The sequence below is a fragment of the Pseudomonas nicosulfuronedens genome (assembly GCF_005877905.1).
Lineage (GTDB): Bacteria > Pseudomonadota > Gammaproteobacteria > Pseudomonadales > Pseudomonadaceae > Pseudomonas > Pseudomonas nicosulfuronedens.
Map to the genome: position 1 here is coordinate 43,099 of NZ_SWDV01000029.1, position 23,840 is coordinate 66,938.

Here is a 23,840-nt window from a genome sequence, read left to right on the forward strand (position 1 = left end):
CGCCGCCTGGCGGATATCAGGCGCCGGTGCCCCAGAGGCTGCCCAGGGTGCCGAGCAGATTGCTGTTGGCCCCCTGCTTGCCGAGGTAATCCAGCAGCACGCTGGAGAATTTGCCGGTCATGTCCTGGTCCATGCCCAGTGCGCCGAATGCCTTGCTCACGTCGCCCATGCTGCTGACGTTGCCCAGCAGGCCGCTGGAAGCGCCGCCGCCCAGATCGCCGAGCTGGCCACCGAGGCCACCCAGGGCGTTGCTGCCGGTGAGCTTGTCGAGGCCGGGAACGGTCTTCGCCAACTGCGAATAATCGGCGGTGCTCAGTTTGTTCTTCGCCAGGCCCAGCAGGGCGCCGGTACCGCCGAGTGCCTGTTCGTCACTGACGCCGAGCTGGCCGGTCAGGGCGCCGAGCAGGCCGCTGGTCTGCGGCGTCGAAGCAACGCGCGAGGGGTCGGCGCCGGTCGCGCCGGACACCGCCTTGGCGGCATCGCCCAAATTGAAGGCGAACGCGGAGGAAGCCGCCAGCAGGGCGGCCAGTGCGAGGGTGACACGGGGTTTGACGGACATCGCTGTCTCCTGGGGGTTCCGGACGCCATATCGACCGGAAGCCAAGGCCATTGTTCCGCCATGGGCGGCGATACGGGGGAAAAGCACGGTCCGGTCACAGGGTTGCCAATGATCTACCTCGCCAGGCAGCGACAGGGAACTCTCTTGCCGCCCGGCGCCGGAAAGCCATTCGTACAATCATCGGGCAAGACTCCACGGGAGAATCGTCCTGTCACAACCTTGGCGTTTTCCCCCACGACCGCCAAAGATTCCCTAAGCTAGAGCCATCCCCGCCTGACGGACCAACCATGAGCGAACCCTTCATCCTCACGCCCCGCGTGGCTCGCCTGCTGCCCTGGCTGGTGGCCATCGCCTTTTTCATGCAGGCCCTGGACGGCACCATCCTCAACACTGCGCTGCCGAGCATGGCCCGCTCGCTGGAAGAAGACCCGCTGCGCATGCAGGGCGTGGTGATCGCCTACCTGCTCACCGTGGCGCTGCTGATCCCCTCCTCCGGCTGGATTTCCGACCGCTTCGGCACGCGTCGGGTGTTCCTCTTCGCAATTTTCCTGTTCAGCTTCGGCTCGCTGCTCTGCGCGCTGTCGCCAAGCCTCGGCACCCTGATCGGCGCCCGCGTGGTGCAAGGTATCGGCGGCGCGCTGATGATGCCGGTGGGACGCCTGGTGATCCTGCGTGTGTACCCGCGCACGGACCTGGTGCGCATCCTCAGCTTCGTCACCATCCCCGGCCTGCTCGGTCCGCTGGCCGGGCCCACGCTGGGCGGCTGGCTGGTGGAGTACGCCAGTTGGCACTGGATCTTCCTGATCAACCTGCCGGTAGGACTGGTGGGATTCATCGTCGCCCTGCGCCTGATGCCGGACCTGCATGGCGTGCGCGCGACACGCTTCGATACCATCGGCTTCCTGCTGTTCGGCGGCTCCATGGTGCTGATCACCATCGCCCTGGAAGGGCTGGGCGAACTGCAGATGCCCCACGTGCGCGTGGTCCTGCTACTGGTGGGCGGGCTGGTGCTGCTGGCGGCCTATTGGCTGCGCGCGCTGAAAATCGAGGCGCCGCTGTTCCCGCCCTCGCTGTTCCAGACGCGCACCTTCGCGGTCGGGGTTCTGGGCAACCTGTTCGCACGCCTGGGCAGCGGCTCCCTGCCCTTCCTCACACCGCTGCTGCTGCAACTCGGCCTGGGGTTCAGCCCGTCGAAGGCCGGCATGACCATGATTCCCATGGCGCTGGCAGCGATGGTGATCAAGTCGCTGGCAAGGCCGCTGCTGGACTGGTTCGGCTACCGCCGGCTGCTGGTGGGCAATACCCTGCTGCTGGGCGCGATGATCGCCAGCCTCGGGCTGGTCAACCAGGAAACTCCATACGCACTGCTGCTGGTGCAACTGGCGATACTGGGCGGGATCAACTCGCTGCAGTTCACCGCGATGAACACCCTGAGCCTGATCGACCTGCGCGACGACAATGCCAGCGCCGGCAACAGCCTGCTCTCGGTTGTCATGCAGCTGTCCATCGGCATGGGCATCGCCTGTGCCGCGGCACTACTGGGCGGGTTCAGCGGGGATGTCGAAAGCGCGCAGGGGGATGTGCTGTCAGCCTTCCACGCTACCTATTTCAGCGTCGGGCTGTTGTCCATGCTGGCGGCGGCGATCTTCTTCCAGCTCAACGCCGACGATGGTCGGACCACACCGCGCCGGGTCGATCCGGAGACCGATGTCACCGAGCACTGATCAGGGCTTGCAGGTGGGCACGACGGTCTGGGTCTTCGAGGCATCCACCGCGCCCAGGTGCTCAAGGGTACGACGCCCCAGCAGCACCGGGTAATCCAGGGTCTGGCGGTCGCGCAGGGTGAATTGCTCGCGGTAGACCTTGCCGCCCAGGCAAACATCCATCAGCACCACCGGAGCTCGCTCGGCGCCGCTGGCGGTCTTGAACTTGAGCACGCGCTCGACGCGCCGCTCGAAAGGCAGGCGCTCTTCCTTGCCGGTGGCCGGGTCGGTGAGCATCACGTCGTACTGCACCCAGCGCTCGTCATTCTTCTTGATCCGGACGATGTTGCGCGCATCCATCACCGAGGTCTGCGCGCCAGTGTCCAGCTTGGCCTTGAGCGGCGCCTGCTCGGGCATCAGCGTGAGCGTTTCCACCCAGCCCCAGGTAGTGGGCTGCACGGGGGCGTCGGCGGCCAGGGCGCTGCCCGAGATGAGCAGGCCGGCGAGCAGCAGGCGGAAAGCGGGCGATGGCATGGATGACAGCTCCGGAAAATCGATGGCGACACGATGGGCAACAAGATCATAGGCAACAAAAAACCCCGGATGTTTCCACCCGGGGTTCTTTTGGCTGACGCCAGGGGTCTTAGACCACCTGAACGCGCTCAGCCTGCATGCCTTTCTGGCCTTGCACGACTTCGAAGCTGACCTTCTGGCCTTCGGCCAGGGTCTTGAAGCCGGTACCTTCAATGGCGCGGAAGTGAACGAATACGTCCGGGCCGCTTTCCGGAGTGATGAAGCCGTAGCCTTTGGTCTCGTTGAACCACTTGACGGTGCCGTTCTGACGATTCGACATGGTGTTCTCCTTGGAACAAATCTTTAAAAATTAGCCACGTGAGCGGCCAGGAACTGAGTTGCAAGGCGTTACAAGGAGTCGAGCAGGACGGGGTGGAATAACCGACCGCATCAGGTCACGATCGACGGCGACCCATGCAAACACAGTCCGGAAACTCTACGACAAAAATCTGAGGAAAGCGAATCTCTTGGAAAAACCGTTTATCGCGGCTTCTGGAAATTCGGACGAGTGGCCTCAAACCCTTGCCATATCAGCTTCTCAGCCCTCCTGAGGGTGCTCTCCTGCTACACTGCGCGGCCATATGGATTCACCCGGGCTCCCTTCGTGACCACCTCCGCATTTTCCAGCCTCGCGCTGTCGGCCGACCTGCTGGCCAACCTCGACTCTCTCGGCTATCGCGAGATGACGCCGATCCAGGCCGCCGCCCTGCCGGCGATCCTCAAGGGCCGCGACCTGATCGCCCAGGCCAAGACCGGTAGCGGCAAGACTGCCGCCTTCGGCATTGGCCTGCTCAGCCCGCTGAATCCGCGCTACTTCGGCTGCCAGGCGCTGGTGCTGTGCCCGACCCGCGAGCTGGCTGACCAGGTGGCCAAGGAAATCCGCCGCCTGGCCCGTGCCGCCGACAACATCAAGGTGCTGACCCTCTGCGGCGGCGTGCCATTCGGCCCGCAGATCGGCTCGCTGGAGCACGGCGCCCACGTGGTGGTCGGCACGCCGGGGCGGATCCAGGAACACCTGCGCCGCGGCACCCTGAAGCTCGACGGCCTCAATACCCTGGTGCTCGACGAAGCCGACCGCATGCTCGACATGGGCTTCTACGACAGCATCGCCGACATCATCGGCCAGGCCCCGGCGCGCCGGCAGACCCTGCTGTTCTCCGCCACCTACCCCGAGGGCATCGACCAACTGGCGGCGAAGTTCCTGAAGAACCCCGAGCGCGTGGAAGTGGAAGCGCTGCACGACGACAGTCAGATCGAACAGCACTTCTACGAGATCGACCCCAAGCAGCGCCTCGATGCCGTCGTACGTCTGCTTCAGCATTTCCGCCCGCAATCCTGCGTCGCCTTCTGTCATACCCGCCAGCAGTGCATGGAAGTGGTGGAGCAACTCAATGCCCGCAAGATTTCCGCCCTGGCCCTGCATGGCGACCTGGAGCAGCGCGAGCGCGATCAGGTACTGACCATGTTCGCCAACCGCAGCTGCAGCGTGCTGGTGGCCACCGACGTGGCCGCGCGCGGGCTGGATATCGCTGCGCTGGAAGCCGTGATCAATGTCGAACTGTCACGCGACGCACAGGTCCATGTGCACCGCATCGGCCGCAGCGGCCGCGCCGGCGAGAAGGGCCTCGCACTCTCGCTGGTGACCCCGGCAGAAGCCAGCCGCGCCCAGGCCATCGAAGACCTGCAGGGCGCGCCACTGAACTGGGAGCGCATCGACTTCCTCAAGGCCAACGACGCTCCATTGCTGCCGCCGATGACCAGCCTGGCCATCGCCGGCGGGCGCAAGGACAAACTGCGCCCCGGCGATATCCTTGGCGCGCTGACCGGTGACGCCGGGCTCAAGGGCACCCAGGTCGGCAAGATCGCCATCTTCGACTTCCAGGCCTTTGTCGCCGTCGAACGCGACGTGGCCAAGCAAGCGCTGAAGCACTTCAACGAAGGCAAGATCAAGGGCCGCTCGTTCAAGGCACGCATCCTCTGACATCGTTCGCCCTGCAGGAGTGCGCCACGCCGGCAGTCGCGCGTACGGCCCGCTCCTGCAGACGCGACACCCAACCTGTCGCGCTCGCGATAGCCGCGCCCGGAGCGATCCGCTAGTCTGAGCAACAGACATCCGGAAGTCCCGCACGCGCATGCTCTCCTCCCCACTGCTCCAGTCTCTGCGGCGCCTCTGGGCGCTGGACAAGTTCGCCTACAGCCTGCGGGTGTTCGTCGCCCTCAGCGGGGTCATGCTCGCGTGCTGGCTGCAGGGTCGGCCCGAGCTGGTGATCCCGCTGTTCCTCGGCGTCATCGCCAGCGCACTGGCGGAAACCGACGACCACTGGCTCGGCCGCCTGCAGGCCCTGCTGGTGACCCTGGCCTGCTTCAGCATCGCCGCGCTGGCGGTGGAGCTGCTGTTCCCCTACCCGCTCCTGTTCGTCGCCGGGCTCGCGCTCTCGACCTTCGCCATGCCCCTGCTCGGCGCCCTGGGCGAGCGTTATGCGGCCATTGCCTCGGCCACGCTGATCCTGTCGATCTACACCATGATCGGCGTTGACCAGCGCGGCGGCACGCCCAGCGACTTCTGGCGCGAGCCGCTGCTGCTGGTGGCCGGCGCGGGCTGGTACGGGCTGCTCTCGGTGCTGTGGAACGCGCTGTTCGCCAACCAGCCGGTGCAGCAGAGCCTGGCGAAGCTGTTCCTCGAACTGGGCGAGTACCTGAAGATCAAGTCGACGCTGCTGGAGCCGCTGCGCCATCTCGACGTCGAGGCCCAGCGCCTCGCGCTGGCGCGGCAGAACGGGCGGGTCGTGGTGGCGCTCAACCAGGCCAAGGAAACCATCCTCGCGCGCCTCTCCCACGGCAGGCCGAGCCCGAAGATCAGCCGCTACCTGAAGCTCTACTTCATCGCCCAGGACATCCACGAGCGCGCCAGCTCCTCGCACTACCCGTACAACCAGCTGGCCGAGGCCTTCTTCCACAGCGACGTGCTGTTCCGTTGCCAACGCCTGCTCAACCAGCAGGGCAAGGCGTGCAAGGCACTGGCGAAAGCGATCCAGCTGCGCCAGCCGTTCGATTACAACGACAGCGAACTGGCCCTGGCCGACCTCAATGCCTCACTGGAACACCTGCGCCAGCAGGACAACCCGGCCTGGCGCGGACTGCTGCGCTCCCTCGGCGCGCTGGCGGCCAACCTCACCACCCTGGACCGCAAGCTCAGTGGCGCGAGTAACCCCGACGCACTGGACGACGAGCAGGACAGCACGCTGCTGGACCGTTCGCCGCGCTCGTTCAAGGACGCGCTGGAGCGCATCCGCCTGCAGGTCTCGCCGACCTCGCTGCTGTTCCGCCACGCCCTGCGCCTGTCGCTGGCACTGGCCGCCGGCTACGGCATGCTGCACCTGATCCACCCGACCCAGGGCTACTGGATCATGCTCACCACGGTGTTCGTCTGCCAGCCCAACTATGGCGCCACGCGTATCCGCATGGTGCAGCGGATTCTCGGCACGCTGGTCGGCCTCGTAGCGGGCTGGGCGCTGATCGACCTGTTCCCCAACCCGCTGATCCAATCGCTGCTGGCAGTGGTCGCCGGAGTCGCCTTCTTCGCCACGCGAAGCACCCGCTACACGTTGGCGACAGCGGCAATCACCCTGCTGGTGCTGTTCTGCTTCAACCAGGTAGGCGACGGCTACGGGCTGATCCTGCCACGCCTGTTCGATACCCTGCTCGGCGCGCTCATCGCCGGCATCGCCGTATTCCTGGTACTGCCCGACTGGCACGGGCGCAGCCTGCACCGCCTGGTCGGTGGCACCCTGGCGTGCAACAGCCGCTACCTGCGGGAAATCATGCAGCAGTACGCCAACGGCAAGCGCGACGACCTCGCCTACCGCACCGCCCGGCGCAACGCTCACAACGCCGACGCAACGCTCTCCACCACCCTGTCGAACATGCTGCTGGAGCCCGGCCACTTCCGGAAGGACGCGGAGATCGGCTTCCGCTTCCTGGTGCTGTCGCACACCCTGCTCAGCTACCTCTCCGCCCTCGGCGCGCACCGCAACCAGCTGCCGCCGGACGTCAACGACGACCTCATCGCCGAGGCTGCCGAGCGCCTGACCAGCAGTCTCGACGACATCGCCGCGCGCCTCAACGAGCGACGCCCGGTGGCTATCTACAGCGACGAGGAAGACGCGCTGGCCAAGCGCCTGGAAGAACTGCCCGACGAACAGGATGACGCCCACCGGCTGGTGCAGACCCAGCTGGCACTCATTTGCCGACAGCTCACACCGCTGCGAACCCTGGCAGCACACCTGCTGAAGAGGGACATCGGCGCGGAGCAGACCGAAGCCGCCTGACGCTTTTGTAGGAGCCCAAAGCCCCGTCAGAGACCGTGCTCGCGCATCAGTTGGTCGTAGCTGCCGTCCTCGCGCATTTCACGGATCGCCTTGTTGAACGCCTCGACTATCTCGGCATGGTGCGGATTGTGCCGGCCTACCAGGATATGCAGACCATTCTCCGCCAGGGGCATCGGCAGGAACTCCAGCTGCCCCTTGAGCTCGGCGAGGTCACCGTTAAAGTGCACCCGCGCGGTGATCTCGTCCTCCAGCGTCAGGTCCACACGGCCGGCCTGCAGCATCAGCGCGGCGTTGACGAAGCTGAACACCGGCACCCGCTGCAGTTTTGGGTCGCGATCGAAGGCCTCGGAATAGGCGTAGCCGCGCACCATGGCGATGCGGTACGGATAGAGATCAGCCAGCTTGCCGAAGGTGATGGGCGAACCCTGGCGCTTGATCAGGCGCACGCGGTTGACCAGGTAGGGTTGGGAATACACACCGAAGGATTCCCGCTCCGGGGAATACCAGGCATCCGCCACCAGGTCGTACTCGCCGTTCGTCACGCCATGCAGCACTCGCGGCCAGGGCACTTCGATGTACTCGCTGGCATAACCGGCACGTTTGAGCGCCGCCTGCACGAGGTGCACCGCCACACCGTTGCCGGGCAACTGGCGGTCTGCGTAGGGCGGCCAGCGATCCGCCGCGATGCGCAGCACCTCCCCGGCCCGCGCCACGCTGGAAACGCACAGGAACAGCAGAATCAGCAGCAGGCGCAGCGGCATCGGGCGTGTCGTCCAGGGAGAAGCTTTCAAGACTAGACGCTGCTCGCCCCGGCGCGCCAACCTCAGAACAACATTGCCGCGCGCAGACTCATGCCGCCGCCGGTTTCCGGGACCACCGCCACGTTGTAGCGCTCGCTTTCCGGCCCCTCGAGGAACAGGTTGTAGGTGAAGTTGGCGAAGAAATTACCCACCGCCATGCCGACCAGCACGTCGGTGGGGTAGTGCTTGTCCCCTTCCACCCGCGACAGTGCGGTCAGCCCGTCGAGGGTATAGAGCCCGGCCTTGGCGGTGTAGCGCCAGGTCGGGTCCATGTCGATGTAGTCCAAGTTGCGGCGGGTGAAACTGTTGTGTACTGCGGTCACGGCAGTGTGCTTGGAAGGGAAGGAGTCATCGGGAATCCCGTCAGGTCGTTCACGCCCGGACCACTCCTTGGCTTCCTCGACGAAGCCGGTGACGGCATAGCGGTCTACCAGCAGCAGCGACAGGTTGCGACCGCGCCAGCTCCACTTCTCCTCGGTGCTCACATCCTTGGGCGAGACCACCAGAGCCGTGACGACGCTCAGGCCGGTAGCTAGGTTGAGCATGCGGTCGGCCGCCTGGTTGGCGTCGCCGCCGAAGAACCAATCGTGGTTACTCGCCGACTTCTGCCACTTGTGGTCCCAGTTACCCGCGGCGATCACTGCCGCGCCAGCCACCGGGCCCCAGACGTCGGCGCTGGTGGCGGCGCGCTGCGCCGAATCCCCCACCCGCTGCCAGCTCATTTGCGGTGCTCCGGCGCAGCCGATGAGCGCGACACTGGCCGCCAGGGTGGCGACTGCCAGCAAAGTCCGATTCATGATGTTCCCCCATGCGCCCGGCCCGCTCCAGAGCAGCAGACGCGTCAATGCATGAGCGGGGAAGCATAGTCGGGTCGATTCCGAAGGCCCCTGCCTTCAGTCATTAATCGGTAACTCTTCATTTCCTTCAGTGGAAAAAGAAAAACCCCGCCAAGGCGGGGTTTTTCAAATCAGACGGAATCAGCCTTTGAAGACGTCTTCCACCGACTGCAGCGGGTAGTGCTTCGGATACGGCAGGGTCGCCACGCCGGTCTCGATGGCGGCCTTGGCCACGGCATCGGAAACGACGGTGATCAGGCGCTTGTCCATCGGCTTCGGAATGATGTACTCGCGGCCGAACTCGATGCCGCTCACGCCGTAGGCGTCGCACACGTCCTGGGGTACCGGCAGCTTGGCCAGGTCACGCAGGGCCAGCGCGGCGGCGATCTTCATTTCTTCGTTGATGCGGGTGGCGCGTACGTCCAGGGCACCGCGGAAGATGAAGGGGAAGCCCAGTACGTTGTTCACCTGGTTCGGGTAGTCCGAACGACCGGTGGCCATGATCACGTCATCGCGGGTGGCGTGGGCCAGTTCCGGCTTGATTTCCGGGTCCGGGTTGGAGCAGGCGAAGACGATCGGATTCGGCGCCATGCGCTTGAGGTCTTCCGGGCTCAGCAGGTTGGCGCCGGACAGGCCGACGAATACGTCGGCGCCTTCCAGGGCGTCAGCCAGGGTGCGCTTGTCGGTCTCGGTGGCGAACACGGCCTTGTACTGGTTCAGGTCGTTGCGGCCGGCGTGGATCACGCCCTGGCGGTCGATCATGTAGATGTTCTCGACCTTGCCACCCATGCTCACCAGCAGCTTCATGCAGGAGATGGCGGCAGCGCCGGCGCCCAGGCAGACGATCTTCGCGGTCTCCAGCTTCTTGCCGGCGATTTCCAGTGCGTTGAGCATGCCGGCGGCGGTTACGATCGCGGTGCCGTGCTGGTCATCGTGGAATACCGGGATGTCGCACTGCTCGATCAGCGCGCGCTCGATCTCGAAGCACTCGGGTGCCTTGATGTCTTCCAGGTTGATGCCGCCGAAGGTGATGGAGATGCGCTTGACGGTATCGATGAAGGCCTGCGGGCTCTCGGCGTCGACTTCGATGTCGAACACGTCGACACCGGCGAAACGCTTGAACAGCACGCCCTTGCCTTCCATGACCGGCTTGGAGGCCAGCGGGCCGAGGTTGCCCAGGCCGAGAATGGCAGTGCCGTCGGAAATGACCGCGACCAGGTTGCCCTTGCCGGTGTACTTGAAGGCCAGTTCCGGATCACGCGCGATTTCGCGCACCGGCTCGGCGACACCCGGGCTGTAGGCCAGCGACAGGTCGCGAGCGGTGGCGGTCGGCTTGGTCAGCTCGACGCTCAGTTTACCGGGGCGGGGTTGGGCGTGATATTCGAGGGCAGCGGTCTTGAGATCAGACATTTGGGCACTTCCGCTTTTGTTGCTTGTTGGACAGACGGGGGCCCGAGCATACGCACAAACCCTGCACCTGCCAAGGTAGCCCAAGCCCCTGCTGTCAAGACCTCTAGCGTACGACTTTCAGCCAGTCGCCCGCTTTTGGCTGACCAGTTGGATACAAGTCATTCAATAAACGTATACGATTTATCGAGTCAGATTCCGGACCGGATTCTGCCTTCGCGAACTGCTCGACAGTCTGCCCGGATTTGACCTGAACGACGGCGATCCGGCGCGGTTGAGCGAGTTTCTGCTCGTCGGCGCGCATCGGCCGGAAGCTGCGAATGACCTGCATGAAGTGGTCGTCCTCGCTCTCCAGCGAGGCGCGACCTTTGACCACACCGATGAACAGGTAGGCATGGTCCTTCTGGTAGATCACCGCCGCGCGCCGCGCCGGATTGCCGGGCACCACGCCGGTGGCGACGTCGAGGCCGCTCTGCTGGAAGCTTTCTTCGTTCGATAACCGCCCACCAGCGCCCTTTCGCAGGTACTCGGCCGGGGTCAGCTGGCCTTCCCGGGGCACCAGCTTCATGCCGATGTAGGCTTGCTGGTCGGCGGTGTAGCCCACCAGCGCGGTCGGCTGGTTGAGGATGCCCCAGCCCGCCGGGTAGGTCAGGGTGAAGTCCAGCTCCGAGTGATAGAACGTCTGGCCACGGCGCACGCCGCTGGCGGCGGAGTCGCCGAAGGGCATGCCGTCGATGGCCTTGAGGTAGCGCTCGGCACCGACTTCGCGTTGGCCGCTGACAGCCAGGGCCTGGGCCGGACCGATCACCTGTTTCAGGCGCTGGTCGTTGTCAGGGTGGGTGTCGAACAATCCGTGGTAACCCACCGGCTGGGCCGCCTGCCCTTTGCGCGCGGCCTCGTCGCGGGCGAAGTCTTCCTGGTTCTTCAGCACCCGTACGACCTGGATCATGGCGGTGGGGTCGTAGCCGGCGCGGGCCAGGTACTTGGCGCCGAGGCCATCGGCCTCCAGCTCCATGTCGCGACCATAGCCACGGACGAAGGCGGTGCCGAGCACGTTGGTCAGGTCGGCCGCGGCGCCCACGCCGGTGCCGATGGCCACTGCCTGCCCGAGAATGCCCCAGGCGCTGGACTGGCTCTGCTGCTTGACACTGTGCCGAGCGGTGACGTGGCCGACTTCGTGGCCGAGCACGGCCGCCAGTTCCGCCTCCGAGCCCAGGTACGCCATCAGCCCGCGATGGATATAGATGTAGCCGCCGGGCAGGGCGAAGGCGTTGATGTCGGGAGTGTCGATGACGGTGAAGTGGTACTGCAGCTGCGGACGGTCACCAGCGCGGGCGACCCGCTCGCCGACCTGCTGGACGTAGGCCTGCAGTTTCGCATCCTCATAGCGCGGGTACTGCTTGCCGATCTCCTGGCTGTACTTCTGGCCCATCTCCAGCTCGCCCTGCTCGCTCATCATCACGAAGTCGGACTTGCCGGTGGCCGGATTGGTGGCGCAGCCGCCGAGGACGCTCAGCAGCGCCAGCAGGGTCAGGATTCCGAACGAGCGCATGCTCATGGCAATACCTCCATCATCGCCGGGTCGGTCACAGGCAGCATCCAGCGCGCCTGTCCGGGTTTCACGCCACCACGCTCGGCGCGGTCGATGACCCAGCCGCGCGCCTCCACCTGTCGACCCTTGAGATCGCGCAGGGTTGCATCGTCGAAGCGCTTCACGAGTTTCGCCTCGATCCGCAGCACCAGCGGGCCGTCGAGATCGATCCACAGGCCGCCGCGATTGCGTTGTACCTGCTCGACCCGCCCGCGTACCACCGCGAACCCGCTTTCGTGAAGTTGTTCCGCCGTCTGCACCGGCGCGCGCTTCCACAGACCGAGCCCGGCGCTGCGGGCTTGCCGCTCGGCGGCCTGCTGGCAGGCGGTGAGGTCGTTGTTCGGTGCAATAGCTACAAGGTAGCCCAGGCCTTCGGCGAGCAGGCGGGATTCGAGATTGTTGCCGCGGGCGTCGTAGGCGTGAGCCAGGGTGCGGCCGTATTTGTCCTTGCCCTGCCGGCCGGCAACCAGCCCGACCTCGCCATCATTGGCCGCCACCAGCTCCTGCAGGCGGCGCTGGGCGGCAACGGCGAAGGGTTCTTCGGAGCGGCCATGATGGGCCAGTTCCGGGGCGTTGACGCCGATCAGGCGGACGCTGCGGCCGTCGACTAGCCTGAGCGTGTCGCCATCCACCACCCGCGCCACGCGCACCGTTTCAGGCATCGCAGGCTTCGGGCAGGCAGCGGCGCTGGCATCCAGGGAAAAAAGGACGGCCATAAAAAAGGCGCCCACGAGGGACGCCTTTTTCGAATTACCGTGAAAAACCATCGTAGGCCTTTCCCGGAAATCGATCTTACTTCTTGCCGCCGAACATGGCGAAGCGCTGGTTGAAGCGGTCGATACGGCCGCCGGTGTCCAGAACTTTCTGCTTACCGGTGTAGAAGGGGTGGCACTCGGAGCAGACGTCCAGGTGAATGCCCTTGCACAGGGTGGAACGGGTCTTGATCACGTTGCCACAGCTGCAGGTAGCTTCGATGTCTTCGTACGCGGGATGGATTTCCGGTTTCATGGTCTCTTCCTCTCGGTGGTGTGCCGCCACCCAGTCTCTGGCAGAAGCCGAGCCACGGCCATCAAGGACCGCGGGCGGGATCTTTTACCGGGCACCGCACGCAAATTAAGGGCGTGGATCATACCAGAGATCGCTTTCAACGCAAGATCAGGCATGACCGACCGTCGTATTGCCCATGCTACCATCCAGCGCTCCCAGCCGCCCCGGAATCCGTCGCGTGCCCACACCCTCCATCCTGCGTCTCGCCCTGCCCTCGCCGCTGCGCCGCCTGTTCGATTACCTGCCACCGCGCGGGGTCGACGTGGCACGCCTGCAGCCCGGCGTACGCCTGCGCGTGCCGTTCGGCCGCCGCGAGATGGTCGGCGTGCTGGTGGACAAAGTGGAAGCCTCCGACGTGCCGGCGGACAAGCTGCGCCCAGCCCTGGCGGTGCTCGACCGCGAACCGCCGATGCCGGCGCACCTGCTGGAGCTGTGCCGCTGGACGGCGCAGTACTACCAGCACAGCCTGGGCGACACCTTTTCCTGGGCACTGCCCAACCTGCTGCGCCAGGGCGACCCGGCCGAGGCGCGCCAGCAGCGCTTCTGGCACGCCGAACCTGGCGCCCGCGAGGAAGACCCACGTCTGGCGCGCGCGCCACGCCAGCGCGAGACCCTGAAGATCCTCAAGCAGCATCCCCACGGCGTCGCCCACGACCTGCTGAGCCAGCTGCAGATCAACAAGGACAGCCTCGACCTGCTGCAGGAGAAGGGGCTGGTCACCCTGGAGGTGCGCGAACACCGTGTGCCGCCGCACCATGGCCCGTGGCTGGCGCAGGCGGAACTGCCGCTGAACGCCGAACAACGCGCCGCTTTCGAGGCCGTGCGCGCCGGCTTCGGCAGCTTCCACAGTTTCCTCCTCGCTGGCGTCACCGGCAGCGGCAAGACCGAGGTCTACCTGCAACTGATCCGCGAGACGCTGGAAGCCGGCAAGCAGGCACTGGTGCTGATCCCCGAGATCAACCTCGGCCCGCAGACCCTGAGCCGCTTCGAGCGCCGCTTCAATGCGCGCATCGCCCTGCTGCACTCCGCGCTGACCGACCGCGAGCGCCTCGACGCCTGGCTGGCGGCTCGCGACGGCGACGCGGACATCATCATCGGCACCCGCTCGGCGCTGTTCACCCCACTGAAGAATCCCGGGCTGATCATCATCGACGAGGAACACGACGCTTCCTATAAACAGCAGGAAGGCCTGCGCTACCACGCCCGCGACCTGGCCATGGTGCGCGCGCGCCTGGAAAACGTGCCGATCCTGCTGGGATCGGCCACCCCCGCGCTGGAAAGCCTGCACAATGCCCAGAGCGGCCGCTACGGCCTGCTGCGCCTGACCCAGCGAGCCGGCGGCGCGCACCAGCCGAAGTTCCACCGCCTGGACGTGAAGAGCCTGCCGCTGGATTCGGGTATTTCCATGCCGCTGCAGCGCTCGATCAAGGAAACCCTGGCCGCCGGCCAGCAGGTACTGGTCTACCTGAACCGCCGCGGCTTCGCGCCGACCCTGTTGTGCCACGACTGCGGCTGGATCAGCCAATGCCCGCGCTGCGACGCGCGGATGACGGTGCACCAGGGCAGCGGCGAGCTGCGCTGCCACCACTGCGACCACCGCGAGCGGCCACCGCGCAACTGCCCGAAATGCGGCACGGTGGACCTGCGCCCGGTCGGCGCCGGTACCGAGCGCGCCGAGGAGCGCCTGCGCATCCTCTTCCCCGACTACCCGGTGCTGCGCATCGACCGCGACAGCACCTCGCGCAAGCACGCCATGCGCGACCTGTTCGCCACCATCAATAAAGGCGAGCCGTGCATCCTCGTCGGCACCCAGATGCTCGCCAAGGGACACCACTTCCCGCGGGTCACCCTGGTGGCGATCCTCGATGCCGACGGCGGGCTGTTCTCCGCCGACTTCCGCGCCAGCGAACGCATGGCCCAGCAGATCGTCCAGGTCGCCGGCCGCGCCGGGCGCGCCGAAGAACCGGGCCGCGTGCTGATCCAGACCCACCTGGCCGACCACCCGTTGCTGGTGCAGCTCACCGAACAGGGCTACTTTGCCTTCGCAGACCAGGCCCTCACCGAGCGCCGCTCCGCCGGCCTTCCGCCCTTCTCGCACCTTGCCCTGCTGCGCGCCGAGGCGCACAAGCCAGGGCAGGCCGAGGGCTTCCTCGACGAAGCCTGCGCCGAGGCCGAGCGCTTGCAAGCCACGCTCGGCCACGAAGTGGAGCTCCTCGGCCCGGTGCCGGCCCCCATGGAGCGCCGCGCCGGCCGCTACCGCGCGCAGCTGCTGCTGATGAGCACCGCCCGCGCACCGCTGCACCGCCTACTCACACCCTGGCTGCAGACCCTCGAAGGTATGCCCAGTGGGCGCCAGGTACGCTGGTCACTGGACGTGGACCCCATCGATCTGTTCTGACAGCGCTCTTTTACGCCTGGGAACCCGGCTGCCGAGCCGGAACCGTCCTACATTGACTTCCATCAGCCGCGACGGATGGCACAGCGGCGAGACTGAACTTGGAGCGCTCCGCGGTTGGCAAGCCATGCCCGGCCACGGATAATGCGCGGTTCTGAGCCCGATAACCGGTCGCGCGCGCCGGATGCACGCGAGCACGGAGAAAACCATGAAAGACACGATTCGCCACCTGATCCAGCAAGCCCTTGTCAGCCTCACCGAAGACGGCACCCTGCCGGCCGGCCTGACGCCCGACATCCAGGTGGAGAACACCAAGGACCGAACCCACGGTGACTTCGCCAGCAACATCGCCATGATGCTGGCCAAGCCGGCCGGGATGAAGCCGCGCGACCTGGCGGCCAAGCTGGTCGCGGCGCTGCCGCAGAGCCCGGAAGTGGCCAAGGTCGAGATCGCCGGTCCCGGCTTCCTGAACTTCTTCCAGGACCAGACCTGGCTCGCCGCCAGCCTCGACAAGGCCCTGGCTGACGCGCACATCGGCGTGCGCAAGGCCGGCCCCGCGCAGCGCGTGGTGGTGGACCTGTCCTCGCCGAACCTGGCGAAAGAGATGCACGTCGGCCACCTGCGCTCGACCATCATCGGCGACGGCGTCAGCCGCGTCCTGGAATTCCTCGGCGACACGGTGATTCGCCAGAACCACGTGGGCGACTGGGGCACCCAGTTCGGCATGCTGCTGGCCTACCTGGAAGAACAACCGGTGGACGCCCAGGCCGAGCTGCACGACCTGGAAGTCTTCTACCGCGCCGCCAAGAAGCGCTTCGACGAATCCCCCGAGTTCGCCGACCGCGCCCGCGAGCTGGTGGTCAAGCTGCAGGCCAACGACCCCAAGTGCATCGCCCTGTGGACCCGCTTCAACGACATCTCCCTGTCGCACTGCCAGAAGGTCTATGACCTGCTGGGCGTGAAGCTGACCATGGCCGACGTGAAGGGCGAGAGCGCCTACAACGACGACCTCGCGCAGGTGGTGGCCGACCTGACCGCCAAGGGCCTGCTGGTCGAGAGCGACGGCGCCCTGTGCGTGTTCCTCGACGAATTCAAGAACGCCGAAGGCGAGCCGCTGCCGGTGATCGTGCAGAAGGCCGGCGGCGGCTACCTCTACGCCACCACCGACCTGGCCGCCATGCGCTACCGCCACAAGGTGCTGCACGCCGACCGCGTGCTGTACTTCGTCGACCAGCGTCAGGCCCTGCACTTCCAGCAAGTGTTCGAAGTCGCCCGCCGCGCCGGTTTCGTGCCGGCCAGCATGGACCTGGAGCATATGGGCTTCGGCACCATGAACGGCGCCGACGGCAAGCCGTTCAAGACCCGCGACGGCGGCACCGTGAAGCTGATCGACCTGCTGATCGAAGCCGAGGAGCGCGCCTACGCCCTGGTCAAAGGCCTTAACGAGAAGCGCATCGAGAAAGGCGAAACGCCCTTCGACGAGGAAGAACTGCGCCGCATTGGCCACGTGGTGGGCATCGACTCGGTCAAGTACGCCGACCTGTCCAAGCACCGCACCAGTGACTACAGCTTCAACTTCGAGCTGATGCTGAGCTTCGAGGGCAACACTGCCCCCTACCTGCTCTATGCCTACACCCGTGTGGCCGGCGTATTCCGCAAGCTGGGCAAGGGTTACGACGAGGTTGGCGGCAAGATCGTCCTGCAGCAGCCCCAGGAAATCGCCCTGGCCGCGCAGCTGGCGCAGTTCGCCGATGTGCTCAACAACGTCGCCGTGAAGGGAGTCCCGCACATCCTCTGCGCCTACCTGTACGAGCTGGCCGGCCTGTTCTCCAGCTTCTACGAGCACTGCCCGATCCTCACCGCCGAAGACCCGGCGCAACAGGAAAGCCGCCTGCGCCTCGCCGCGCTGACCGGCCGTACCCTCAAGCAGGGCCTGGAGCTGCTGGGCCTGGAAACCCTGGAGCGCATGTAAGCACCCATGGCGAAGAAGAAACCCGCTCCCAAGCGCGGCGCCAGCCGCTACCAGGCCCCGGCCAAGAAGACATCGGTCCCCGGCTGGGTCTGGCTGGTCGCCGGCCTGGCCATCGGCGGCTTCATCATGTTCCTGATGAAGCTGGAGCCGGGTCGCAACGACGTCAAACGCGAGAAGCCGGACGCGCCCAAGACCGTGGTCGGCTCCAACAAGCCCTCCGGTACCGTGCAGCCGCAACAACCGGCCGCGCCGACCGGGGTGAAGCCCAAGTACGACTTCTACACCCTGCTGCCGGGCTCGGAAGTCGCCGTGCCGCCGGAAGCCGTGCCGCCGCCGGCCAAGCCGCAGCAGCCGGCGACCGTGGTCGCGACCAAGGAAGAAGCCGAGAAGATCGACACCCAGCGCGCCCTGGCAGCGCTGAGCGGGCAGAATCCACCGCCGCCCGCGGTGGTCAAGCCGGCGACGCCCGCCACGCCGCCTGCGACCCAGGTCGCCAGCGCGCAGAAGCAGGCGCTGCCGCAGGCTCCGGCCAGCGACACCGCACCGGCCAAGCCGACACCGCCACCGGCCGTGGCTGCGACCCAGTACTACCTGCAGGCCGGCTCGTTCCGCAAACAGACCGACGCCGACCACCTGCGCGCGCAGATCATCATGATGGGCCAGAACGCCCGCGTGGAGTCCGGCACCGTCCGCGACGAAACCTGGTACCGCGTCATGGTCGGCCCCTACGGCGACCGTGCCAAGGCCTCCGCCGCGCAGAAACAGCTCGCCGGCAACGGTTTCAGCAACCTGCTGTTACAGCAGCGCCAGACCCGCTGAACCCCAGCTACGCCAGGGCTTGCGCCGACGGGCGGCGCGCGAAATGCGCGCTACTCGTCCGGCGCAGGACTTGAACCCCGCCTTCCTAGTCCCCATCTGACTCTGCATTCGGGCACATCGCCCCGCTAGTGTGGAGTAAGACCCTTGACCACCATCGTATCTGTCCGCCGTAACGGCAAAGTCGTCATGGGCGGCGACGGCCAGGTTTCCCTGGGCAACACCGTGATGAAAGGCAACGCGAAGAAAGTCCGTCGCCTGTACCACGGTGAAGTACTGGCCGGTTTCGCCGGCGCCACCGCCGATGCCTTCACCCTCTTCGAACGCTTCGAGCAGCAGCTGGAGAAACACCAGGGCCACCTGGTACGCGCCGCTGTCGAGCTGGCCAAGGACTGGCGTACCGACCGCTCCCTGAGCCGCCTGGAAGCCATGCTGGCCGTGGCCAACAAGGACGCCTCGCTGATCATCACCGGCAACGGTGACGTGGTCGAACCCGAGCACGGCCTGATCGCCATGGGCTCGGGCGGCGGCTTCGCCCAGGCAGCGGCCCTGGCCCTGCTGCAGAAAGGCAGCGACGACATGAGCGCCCGCGAGATCGCCGAGACCGCGCTGAACATCGCCGGCTCCATCTGCGTGTTCACCAACCAGAACCTGACCCTTGAGGAGCTCGACAGCGCCGTTTAAGCGCTGTCGTTCCGGAGTAGCCCGTCCAATGTCCATGACTCCCCGCGAGATCGTCCACGAACTCAACCGCCACATCATCGGCCAGGACGACGCCAAGCGCGCCGTCGCCATCGCCCTGCGCAACCGCTGGCGGCGCATGCAGCTGCCGGCTGAACTGCGCGCCGAGGTGACGCCGAAGAACATCCTGATGATCGGCCCGACCGGCGTCGGCAAGACCGAGATCGCCCGTCGCCTGGCCAAGCTGGCCAACGCGCCGTTCATCAAGGTGGAAGCCACCAAGTTCACCGAAGTCGGCTACGTCGGCCGTGACGTCGAGTCGATCATCCGCGACCTCGCCGATGCTGCGATCAAGATGCTCCGCGAGCAGGAAGTGCAGAAGGTGAAGTACCGCGCCGAAGACGCCGCCGAAGAGCGCATCCTCGACGCCCTGCTGCCGCCGGCGCGCACCACCGGCTTCGGCGATGAGCCGGCGCGCGAGGATTCCAACACCCGCCAGCTGTTCCGCAAGCGCCTGCGCGAAGGCCAGCTGGACGACAAGGAAATCGACATCGAGGTCGCCGACATTCCTTCCGGCGTGGAGATCATGGCCCCGCCCGGCATGGAAGAGATGACCAACCAGTTGCAGAACCTGTTCTCCAACATGGGCAAGGGCAAGCGCAAGAGCCGCAAGCTGAAGGTCGCCGAGGCCATGAAGCTGATCCGCGACGAGGAAGCGCAACGCCTGGTCAACGAAGAAGACCTCAAGGCCCGCGCCCTGGAAGCCGTGGAGCAGAACGGCATCGTCTTCATCGACGAGATCGACAAGATCGCCAAGCGCGGCAACGTGGGCGGCGCCGACGTCTCCCGCGAGGGCGTGCAGCGTGACCTGCTGCCGCTGATCGAGGGCTGCACGGTGAACACCAAGCTGGGCATGGTGAAGACCGACCACATCCTGTTCATCGCCTCGGGCGCGTTCCACCTGTCCAAGCCCAGCGACCTGGTGCCGGAGCTGCAGGGTCGCCTGCCGATCCGCGTCGAGCTCAAAGCCCTGAGCCCGAGCGATTTCGAGCGCATCCTCAGCGAGCCGCACGCGTCGCTGACCGAGCAGTACACCGCGCTGCTGAAGACCGAGGGCCTGGACATCGAGTTCGCCGCCGACGGCATCAAGCGCCTCGCGGAGATCGCCTTCCAGGTCAACGAGAAGACCGAGAACATCGGTGCCCGTCGCCTGCATACCTTGCTCGAGCGTCTGCTCGAAGAGGTGTCCTTCGACGCCGCTGACCTGGCCAGTGAGCACAGCGACAAGGCCATCGTGATCGACGCGGCCTACGTCAACGGCCACCTGGGTGAGCTGGCCCAGGACGAGGACCTGTCGCGCTACATCCTGTAAGCGGATCGACGCCACAGCGACGGGGCGCCTCAGGGCGCCCCGTTTATTTTCTGCCGGCGCTACAATGCCGGGATCGCCGTTCAGGAGCCGTCCATGCGCATTCCTTCCGCCATCAAGCTGCACAAGGCCTCGAAGAAGCTTTCGCTGACCTATGGCGACCAGTCCTACGACCTGCCCGCCGAGTTCCTGCGCGTGCATTCGCCATCGGCGGAAGTCCAGGGCCACGGCAATCCGGTGCTGCAGGTGGGCAAGCTGAATGTCGGCCTGAGCAACCTGGAGCCGGCCGGTCAGTACGCGCTCAAGCTGACTTTCGACGACGGCCACGACAGCGGACTGTTCACCTGGGACTACCTTTACGAGCTGTGCGTGCGCCACGACGAGATGTGGGCCGACTACCTGGCGCAGCTGGAGAAGGCCGGCAAGTCGCGCGACCCGTCGGAGTCCGTGGTCAAGCTGATGCTGTAAGGCTTCGGCTGACGCACATGGCTGGACGCAGGATGGGTGGAGCTTGCGATACCCATCAACACAATCAGCGCCTAAATCGATGGGTATCGCTTCGCTCCGCGCCATCCTACGTAGTGGCCTGTCACTCGGGCCCATCCCCTCTCCGCACCAACCTTCGTCGGGCATTCGCTCCGAGGCACGCCATTTGCAACATTCGTCCTGCAGACTGCTGCTCGCGTGGCCGCCGTCAGGGGACTGGCGAGATGCCCCCGCTCTAGGGCGCGTTTTCTAACTTTTCCCGACATACTCCTAGGAGTTGGCCCACGCTGCACCAGCTTGCGCGGCGAAGGAAACTCGGGTAACCAAGGCAGTGCAATGTATGGAGCTACAGTGCACAGAGCGTGGTTTCCTGATCTTCCAGTGATACCGCCAAGTAGATGAATCGCGTGGAGCCCTCTCCACGTTCCGCAACCCCGAGAAGTACTTGGCCCTACGTCACCCAGGTGAGCCCCGCCAGTATGTGTCTCAGGACAATGGAGCGTCGCCGATGACCCAGAAGAACAATAGCGATCTACCCCAGCAAGCCGCGGAAAATACCCTCGCCCTGAACCCGGTGATCGGGATTCGCGGCAAGGACCTGCTCACCTCTGCCCGGATGGTGCTGCTGCAAGCGATCAAGCAGCCCTTCCACAGTGCCAAGCATGTGACCCACTTCGGCCTCGAACTGAAGAACGTGCTGCTCGGCAAATCCGAACTGAGGCCGGCCGACGACGACCGCCGCTTCAACGACCCGGCCTGGAGCCAGAACCCGCTTTATCGCCGCTACCTGCAGACCTACCTGGCCTGGCGCAAGGAGCTGCACACCTGGATGGGCGAGAGCGACCTGTCGCCCCAGGACATCAGCCGCGGCCAGTTCGTCATCAACCTGATGACCGAAGCCATGGCGCCGACCAACACGCTGTCCAACCCGGCAGCGGTCAAACGCTTCTTCGAGACCGGCGGCAAGAGCCTGCTCGACGGCCTCACCCATCTGGCCAAGGACCTGGTGAACAACGGCGGCATGCCCAGCCAGGTCAACATGGATGCCTTCGAAGTCGGCAAGAACCTGGCCCTGACCGAAGGCGCGGTGGTGTTCCGCAACGACGTGCTGGAGCTGATCCAGTACAAGCCGATCACCGAAAGCGTGCACGAACGCCCGCTGCTGGTGGTGCCGCCGCAGATCAACAAGTTCTACGTCTTCGACCTGTCGCCGGAGAAGAGCCTGGCGCGCTTCAGCCTGCGCAACCAGATCCAGACCTTCATCGTCAGCTGGCGCAACCCGACCAAGGCACAGCGCGAGTGGGGCCTGACCACCTACATCGAGGCGCTGAAAGAAGCCATCGACGTGGTCCTGAAGATCACCGGCAGCAAGGACCTGAACATGCTCGGCGCCTGCTCGGGCGGCATCACCACCGTCACCCTGCTCGGCCACTACGCCGCTCTGGGCGAGAACAAGGTGAATGCTTTCACGCAGATGGTCAGCGTGCTCGACTTCGAACTGGACACCCAGGTCGCCCTGTTCGCCGACGAGAAGACCCTCGAGGCCGCCAAGCGCCGCTCGTACCAGTCCGGCGTGCTCGAAGGCAAGGACATGGCCAAAGTGTTCGCCTGGATGCGGCCGAACGATCTGATCTGGAACTACTGGGTCAACAACTACCTGCTGGGCAACGAGCCGCCGGCCTTCGACATCCTGTTCTGGAACAACGACACCACGCGCCTGCCGGCTGCGCTGCACGGCGAACTGGTGGAGATGTTCAAGACCAACCCGCTGACCCGTCCGGGCGCGCTGGAAGTCTCCGGCACGCCAATCGACCTCAAGCAGGTCACCTGCGATTTCTATTGCGTGGCCGGCCTGTCCGACCACATCACTCCCTGGGAAGCCTGCTACCGCTCCGCTCGTCTGCTGGGCGGCAAGTGTGAATTCATCCTCTCCAACAGCGGACATATCCAGAGCATCCTCAACCCGCCGGGCAACCCCAAGGCGCGCTTCATGACCGGTCCGGATCTCTCCGTCGACTCCAAGACCTGGCAGGAAAACTCCAGCAAGCACGCCGACTCCTGGTGGCTGCACTGGCAACAATGGCTGGCCGAACGCGCAGGCAAGCTGAAAAAGGCACCCGCTGTCCTGGGCAACAAAGCCTACCCAGCCGGCGAAGCCTCTCCCGGAACCTACGTACACGAACGATGAAAACAGAACTCCTCCCGCAAGCCGGCGCCGTGGACGACGCCAACATCCCAGAATCGTCGACGGTCGTGGAAGTGGCCGCGCCGACGAGCCGGCGTGCGCGCAGCAAACGCAGCGACGAGGAGATCCTGCCGAGCAAGGCGCCGGCGGCGCAGCCCTTCGAGTTCCGCACCATCGAGCTCGACGGGCAGACCATCCGCACCGCCGTGCGTCCGGGCAAGCCGCACATGACGCCGCTGCTGATCTTCAACGGCATCGGCGCCAACCTGGAACTGGTCTTCCCCTTCGTCGCCGCGCTGGACCCGGACCTGGAAGTGATCGCCTTCGACGTTCCCGGCGTCGGCGGCTCATCCACGCCCAGCACGCCCTACCGCTTCCCTGGCCTGGCCAAGCTGGCCGCGCGGATGCTCGACTACCTGGACTACGGCCAGGTGACGGCCATCGGCGTGTCCTGGGGCGGCGCCCTGGCGCAACAGTTCGCCCATGACTACCCCGAGCGCTGCAAGAAGCTGATCCTGGCCGCCACCGCCGCTGGGGCGGTGATGGTGCCGGGCAAGCCGGCAGTGCTCTGGCGCATGGCCAGCCCGCGCCGCTACATCCAACCATCCTATGGCGTGCACATCGCCCCGGACATCTATGGCGGAGCCTTCCGCCGCGACCCGAAGCTGGCCATGGCCTTTGCCAGCAAGGTTCGCTCGTCCGGCAAGATGGGCTACTACTGGCAGCTGTTCGCCGGCCTTGGCTGGACCAGCATCCACTGGCTGCACAAGATCCGTCAGCCCACGCTGATCCTGGCCGGCGACGACGACCCGATCATCCCGCTGATCAACATGCGCATGATCGCCTGGCGCATCCCGAACTCCGAGCTGCATGTGATCGACGACGGCCACCTGTTCCTGGTGACCCGCGCGGAAACCGTCGCACCGATCATCATGAAATTCCTCCAGGAAGAACGGCAGCGCGCGATCATTCACCCGCGTCCTTTCGCGCCCAAAGCCAGCTGAAGCATCACAGCTTCGTCACAGTCGGTGGGCATCCTGCCTTGACCGATCGCTCTGCAGGCACTTTTTTTAAAGAGCCGAACAACAAACA

20 protein-coding genes are annotated in these 23,840 nt (G+C 65.7%); 11 read left to right on the forward strand and 9 right to left on the reverse strand.

Going from position 1 to position 23,840, the window contains the following annotated elements:
• Positions 1-16: 16 nt before the first annotated feature.
• Entirely contained in the window at positions 17-559 is a 543-nt protein-coding gene (locus tag FAS41_RS20920; RefSeq protein WP_138525359.1) for a DUF2780 domain-containing protein, read from the reverse strand.
• A 287-nt stretch (positions 560-846) separates the two neighbouring features.
• Here FAS41_RS20920 and mdtD point away from each other — a divergent pair, with 287 nt between their 5' ends.
• The gene (mdtD, locus tag FAS41_RS20925; RefSeq protein ID WP_138525360.1) at positions 847-2,283 is read left to right on the forward strand and encodes a multidrug transporter subunit MdtD; all 1,437 of its coding nucleotides are present in this window, start codon (positions 847-849) and stop codon (positions 2,281-2,283) included.
• Here mdtD and rloA3 read toward each other — a convergent pair whose 3' ends face one another.
• The gene (gene rloA3 / locus FAS41_RS20930; protein ID WP_138525361.1) at positions 2,284-2,796 is read right to left on the reverse strand and encodes a retropepsin-like aspartic peptidase RloA3; all 513 of its coding nucleotides are present in this window, start codon (positions 2,794-2,796) and stop codon (positions 2,284-2,286) included.
• 109 nt (positions 2,797-2,905) lie between these two features.
• Positions 2,906-3,115 (reverse strand): cold-shock protein, encoded by a 210-nt coding sequence (locus FAS41_RS20935; RefSeq protein WP_133860530.1) that lies wholly within the window; start codon positions 3,113-3,115, stop codon positions 2,906-2,908.
• Between the two features lie 324 nt (positions 3,116-3,439).
• Here FAS41_RS20935 and dbpA point away from each other — a divergent pair, with 324 nt between their 5' ends.
• Together dbpA and yccS are read left to right on the forward strand one after the other, a co-directional pair.
• Positions 3,440-4,816, forward strand: a complete 1,377-nt coding sequence (gene dbpA / locus FAS41_RS20940) for an ATP-dependent RNA helicase DbpA (RefSeq protein WP_138525362.1) — start codon at positions 3,440-3,442, stop codon at positions 4,814-4,816.
• Between the two features lie 151 nt (positions 4,817-4,967).
• Positions 4,968-7,163 carry a YccS family putative transporter gene (yccS, locus tag FAS41_RS20945; protein WP_138525363.1) on the forward strand — a complete coding sequence of 732 codons (2,196 nt, stop codon included), beginning with the start codon at positions 4,968-4,970 and terminating at the stop codon, positions 7,161-7,163.
• 26 nt (positions 7,164-7,189) lie between these two features.
• Here the strand turns inward: yccS and FAS41_RS20950 are convergent, their stop codons facing one another.
• From FAS41_RS20950 to rpmE, 6 genes are all read right to left on the reverse strand, one after another.
• Positions 7,190-7,924 carry a substrate-binding periplasmic protein gene (locus FAS41_RS20950; protein ID WP_138525364.1) on the reverse strand — a complete coding sequence of 245 codons (735 nt, stop codon included), beginning with the start codon at positions 7,922-7,924 and terminating at the stop codon, positions 7,190-7,192.
• A gap of 62 nt (positions 7,925-7,986) precedes the next feature.
• Positions 7,987-8,760 (reverse strand): phosphatase PAP2 family protein, encoded by a 774-nt coding sequence (locus FAS41_RS20955; RefSeq protein ID WP_246084910.1) that lies wholly within the window; start codon positions 8,758-8,760, stop codon positions 7,987-7,989.
• Positions 8,761-8,940: 180 nt separating this feature from the next.
• Positions 8,941-10,209 carry a malic enzyme-like NAD(P)-binding protein gene (locus FAS41_RS20960; protein ID WP_138525365.1) on the reverse strand — a complete coding sequence of 423 codons (1,269 nt, stop codon included), beginning with the start codon at positions 10,207-10,209 and terminating at the stop codon, positions 8,941-8,943.
• Between the two features lie 103 nt (positions 10,210-10,312).
• Positions 10,313-11,758, reverse strand: coding sequence for a M48 family metalloprotease (locus FAS41_RS20965; RefSeq protein ID WP_138525404.1), 1,446 nt, complete (start codon positions 11,756-11,758; stop codon positions 10,313-10,315).
• Between the two features lie 2 nt (positions 11,759-11,760).
• On the reverse strand, positions 11,761-12,564 hold the full coding sequence (locus FAS41_RS20970) for a thermonuclease family protein (protein WP_171049527.1): 804 nt from the start codon (positions 12,562-12,564) through the stop codon (positions 11,761-11,763).
• Between the two features lie 25 nt (positions 12,565-12,589).
• Entirely contained in the window at positions 12,590-12,805 is a 216-nt protein-coding gene (rpmE, locus tag FAS41_RS20975; protein WP_024766509.1) for a 50S ribosomal protein L31, read from the reverse strand.
• A gap of 175 nt (positions 12,806-12,980) precedes the next feature.
• Between rpmE and FAS41_RS20980 the strand changes: the two genes are divergently transcribed.
• The 8 genes from FAS41_RS20980 to phaZ all read left to right on the forward strand — a co-directional run bounded on the left by FAS41_RS20980 (position 12,981) and on the right by phaZ (position 23,752).
• Positions 12,981-15,242: a primosomal protein N' gene (locus tag FAS41_RS20980; protein WP_138525367.1), complete on the forward strand. Its 2,262-nt coding sequence runs from the start codon at positions 12,981-12,983 to the stop codon at positions 15,240-15,242.
• 205 nt (positions 15,243-15,447) lie between these two features.
• Positions 15,448-17,211, forward strand: a complete 1,764-nt coding sequence (gene argS, locus FAS41_RS20985; RefSeq protein WP_138525368.1) for an arginine--tRNA ligase — start codon at positions 15,448-15,450, stop codon at positions 17,209-17,211.
• 6 nt (positions 17,212-17,217) lie between these two features.
• Positions 17,218-18,030: an SPOR domain-containing protein gene (locus tag FAS41_RS20990; protein WP_138525369.1), complete on the forward strand. Its 813-nt coding sequence runs from the start codon at positions 17,218-17,220 to the stop codon at positions 18,028-18,030.
• A 144-nt stretch (positions 18,031-18,174) separates the two neighbouring features.
• Positions 18,175-18,711, forward strand: a complete 537-nt coding sequence (gene hslV, locus FAS41_RS20995; protein WP_017520170.1) for an ATP-dependent protease subunit HslV — start codon at positions 18,175-18,177, stop codon at positions 18,709-18,711.
• Positions 18,712-18,739: 28 nt separating this feature from the next.
• Positions 18,740-20,080, forward strand: coding sequence for an ATP-dependent protease ATPase subunit HslU (gene hslU, locus FAS41_RS21000; RefSeq protein WP_138525370.1), 1,341 nt, complete (start codon positions 18,740-18,742; stop codon positions 20,078-20,080).
• Positions 20,081-20,173: 93 nt separating this feature from the next.
• A complete protein-coding gene (locus FAS41_RS21005; protein ID WP_024766503.1) occupies positions 20,174-20,545 on the forward strand; it encodes a gamma-butyrobetaine hydroxylase family protein in 372 nt (123 codons plus the stop codon).
• A gap of 526 nt (positions 20,546-21,071) precedes the next feature.
• Positions 21,072-22,751 (forward strand): class II poly(R)-hydroxyalkanoic acid synthase, encoded by a 1,680-nt coding sequence (phaC, locus tag FAS41_RS21010; RefSeq protein ID WP_138525371.1) that lies wholly within the window; start codon positions 21,072-21,074, stop codon positions 22,749-22,751.
• Positions 22,748-23,752 carry a poly(3-hydroxyalkanoate) depolymerase gene (gene phaZ, locus FAS41_RS21015; protein WP_246084911.1) on the forward strand — a complete coding sequence of 335 codons (1,005 nt, stop codon included), beginning with the start codon at positions 22,748-22,750 and terminating at the stop codon, positions 23,750-23,752. The genes phaC and phaZ overlap by 4 nt, the downstream gene beginning before the upstream one ends.
• The last annotated feature ends 88 nt before the right edge of the window (positions 23,753-23,840 follow it).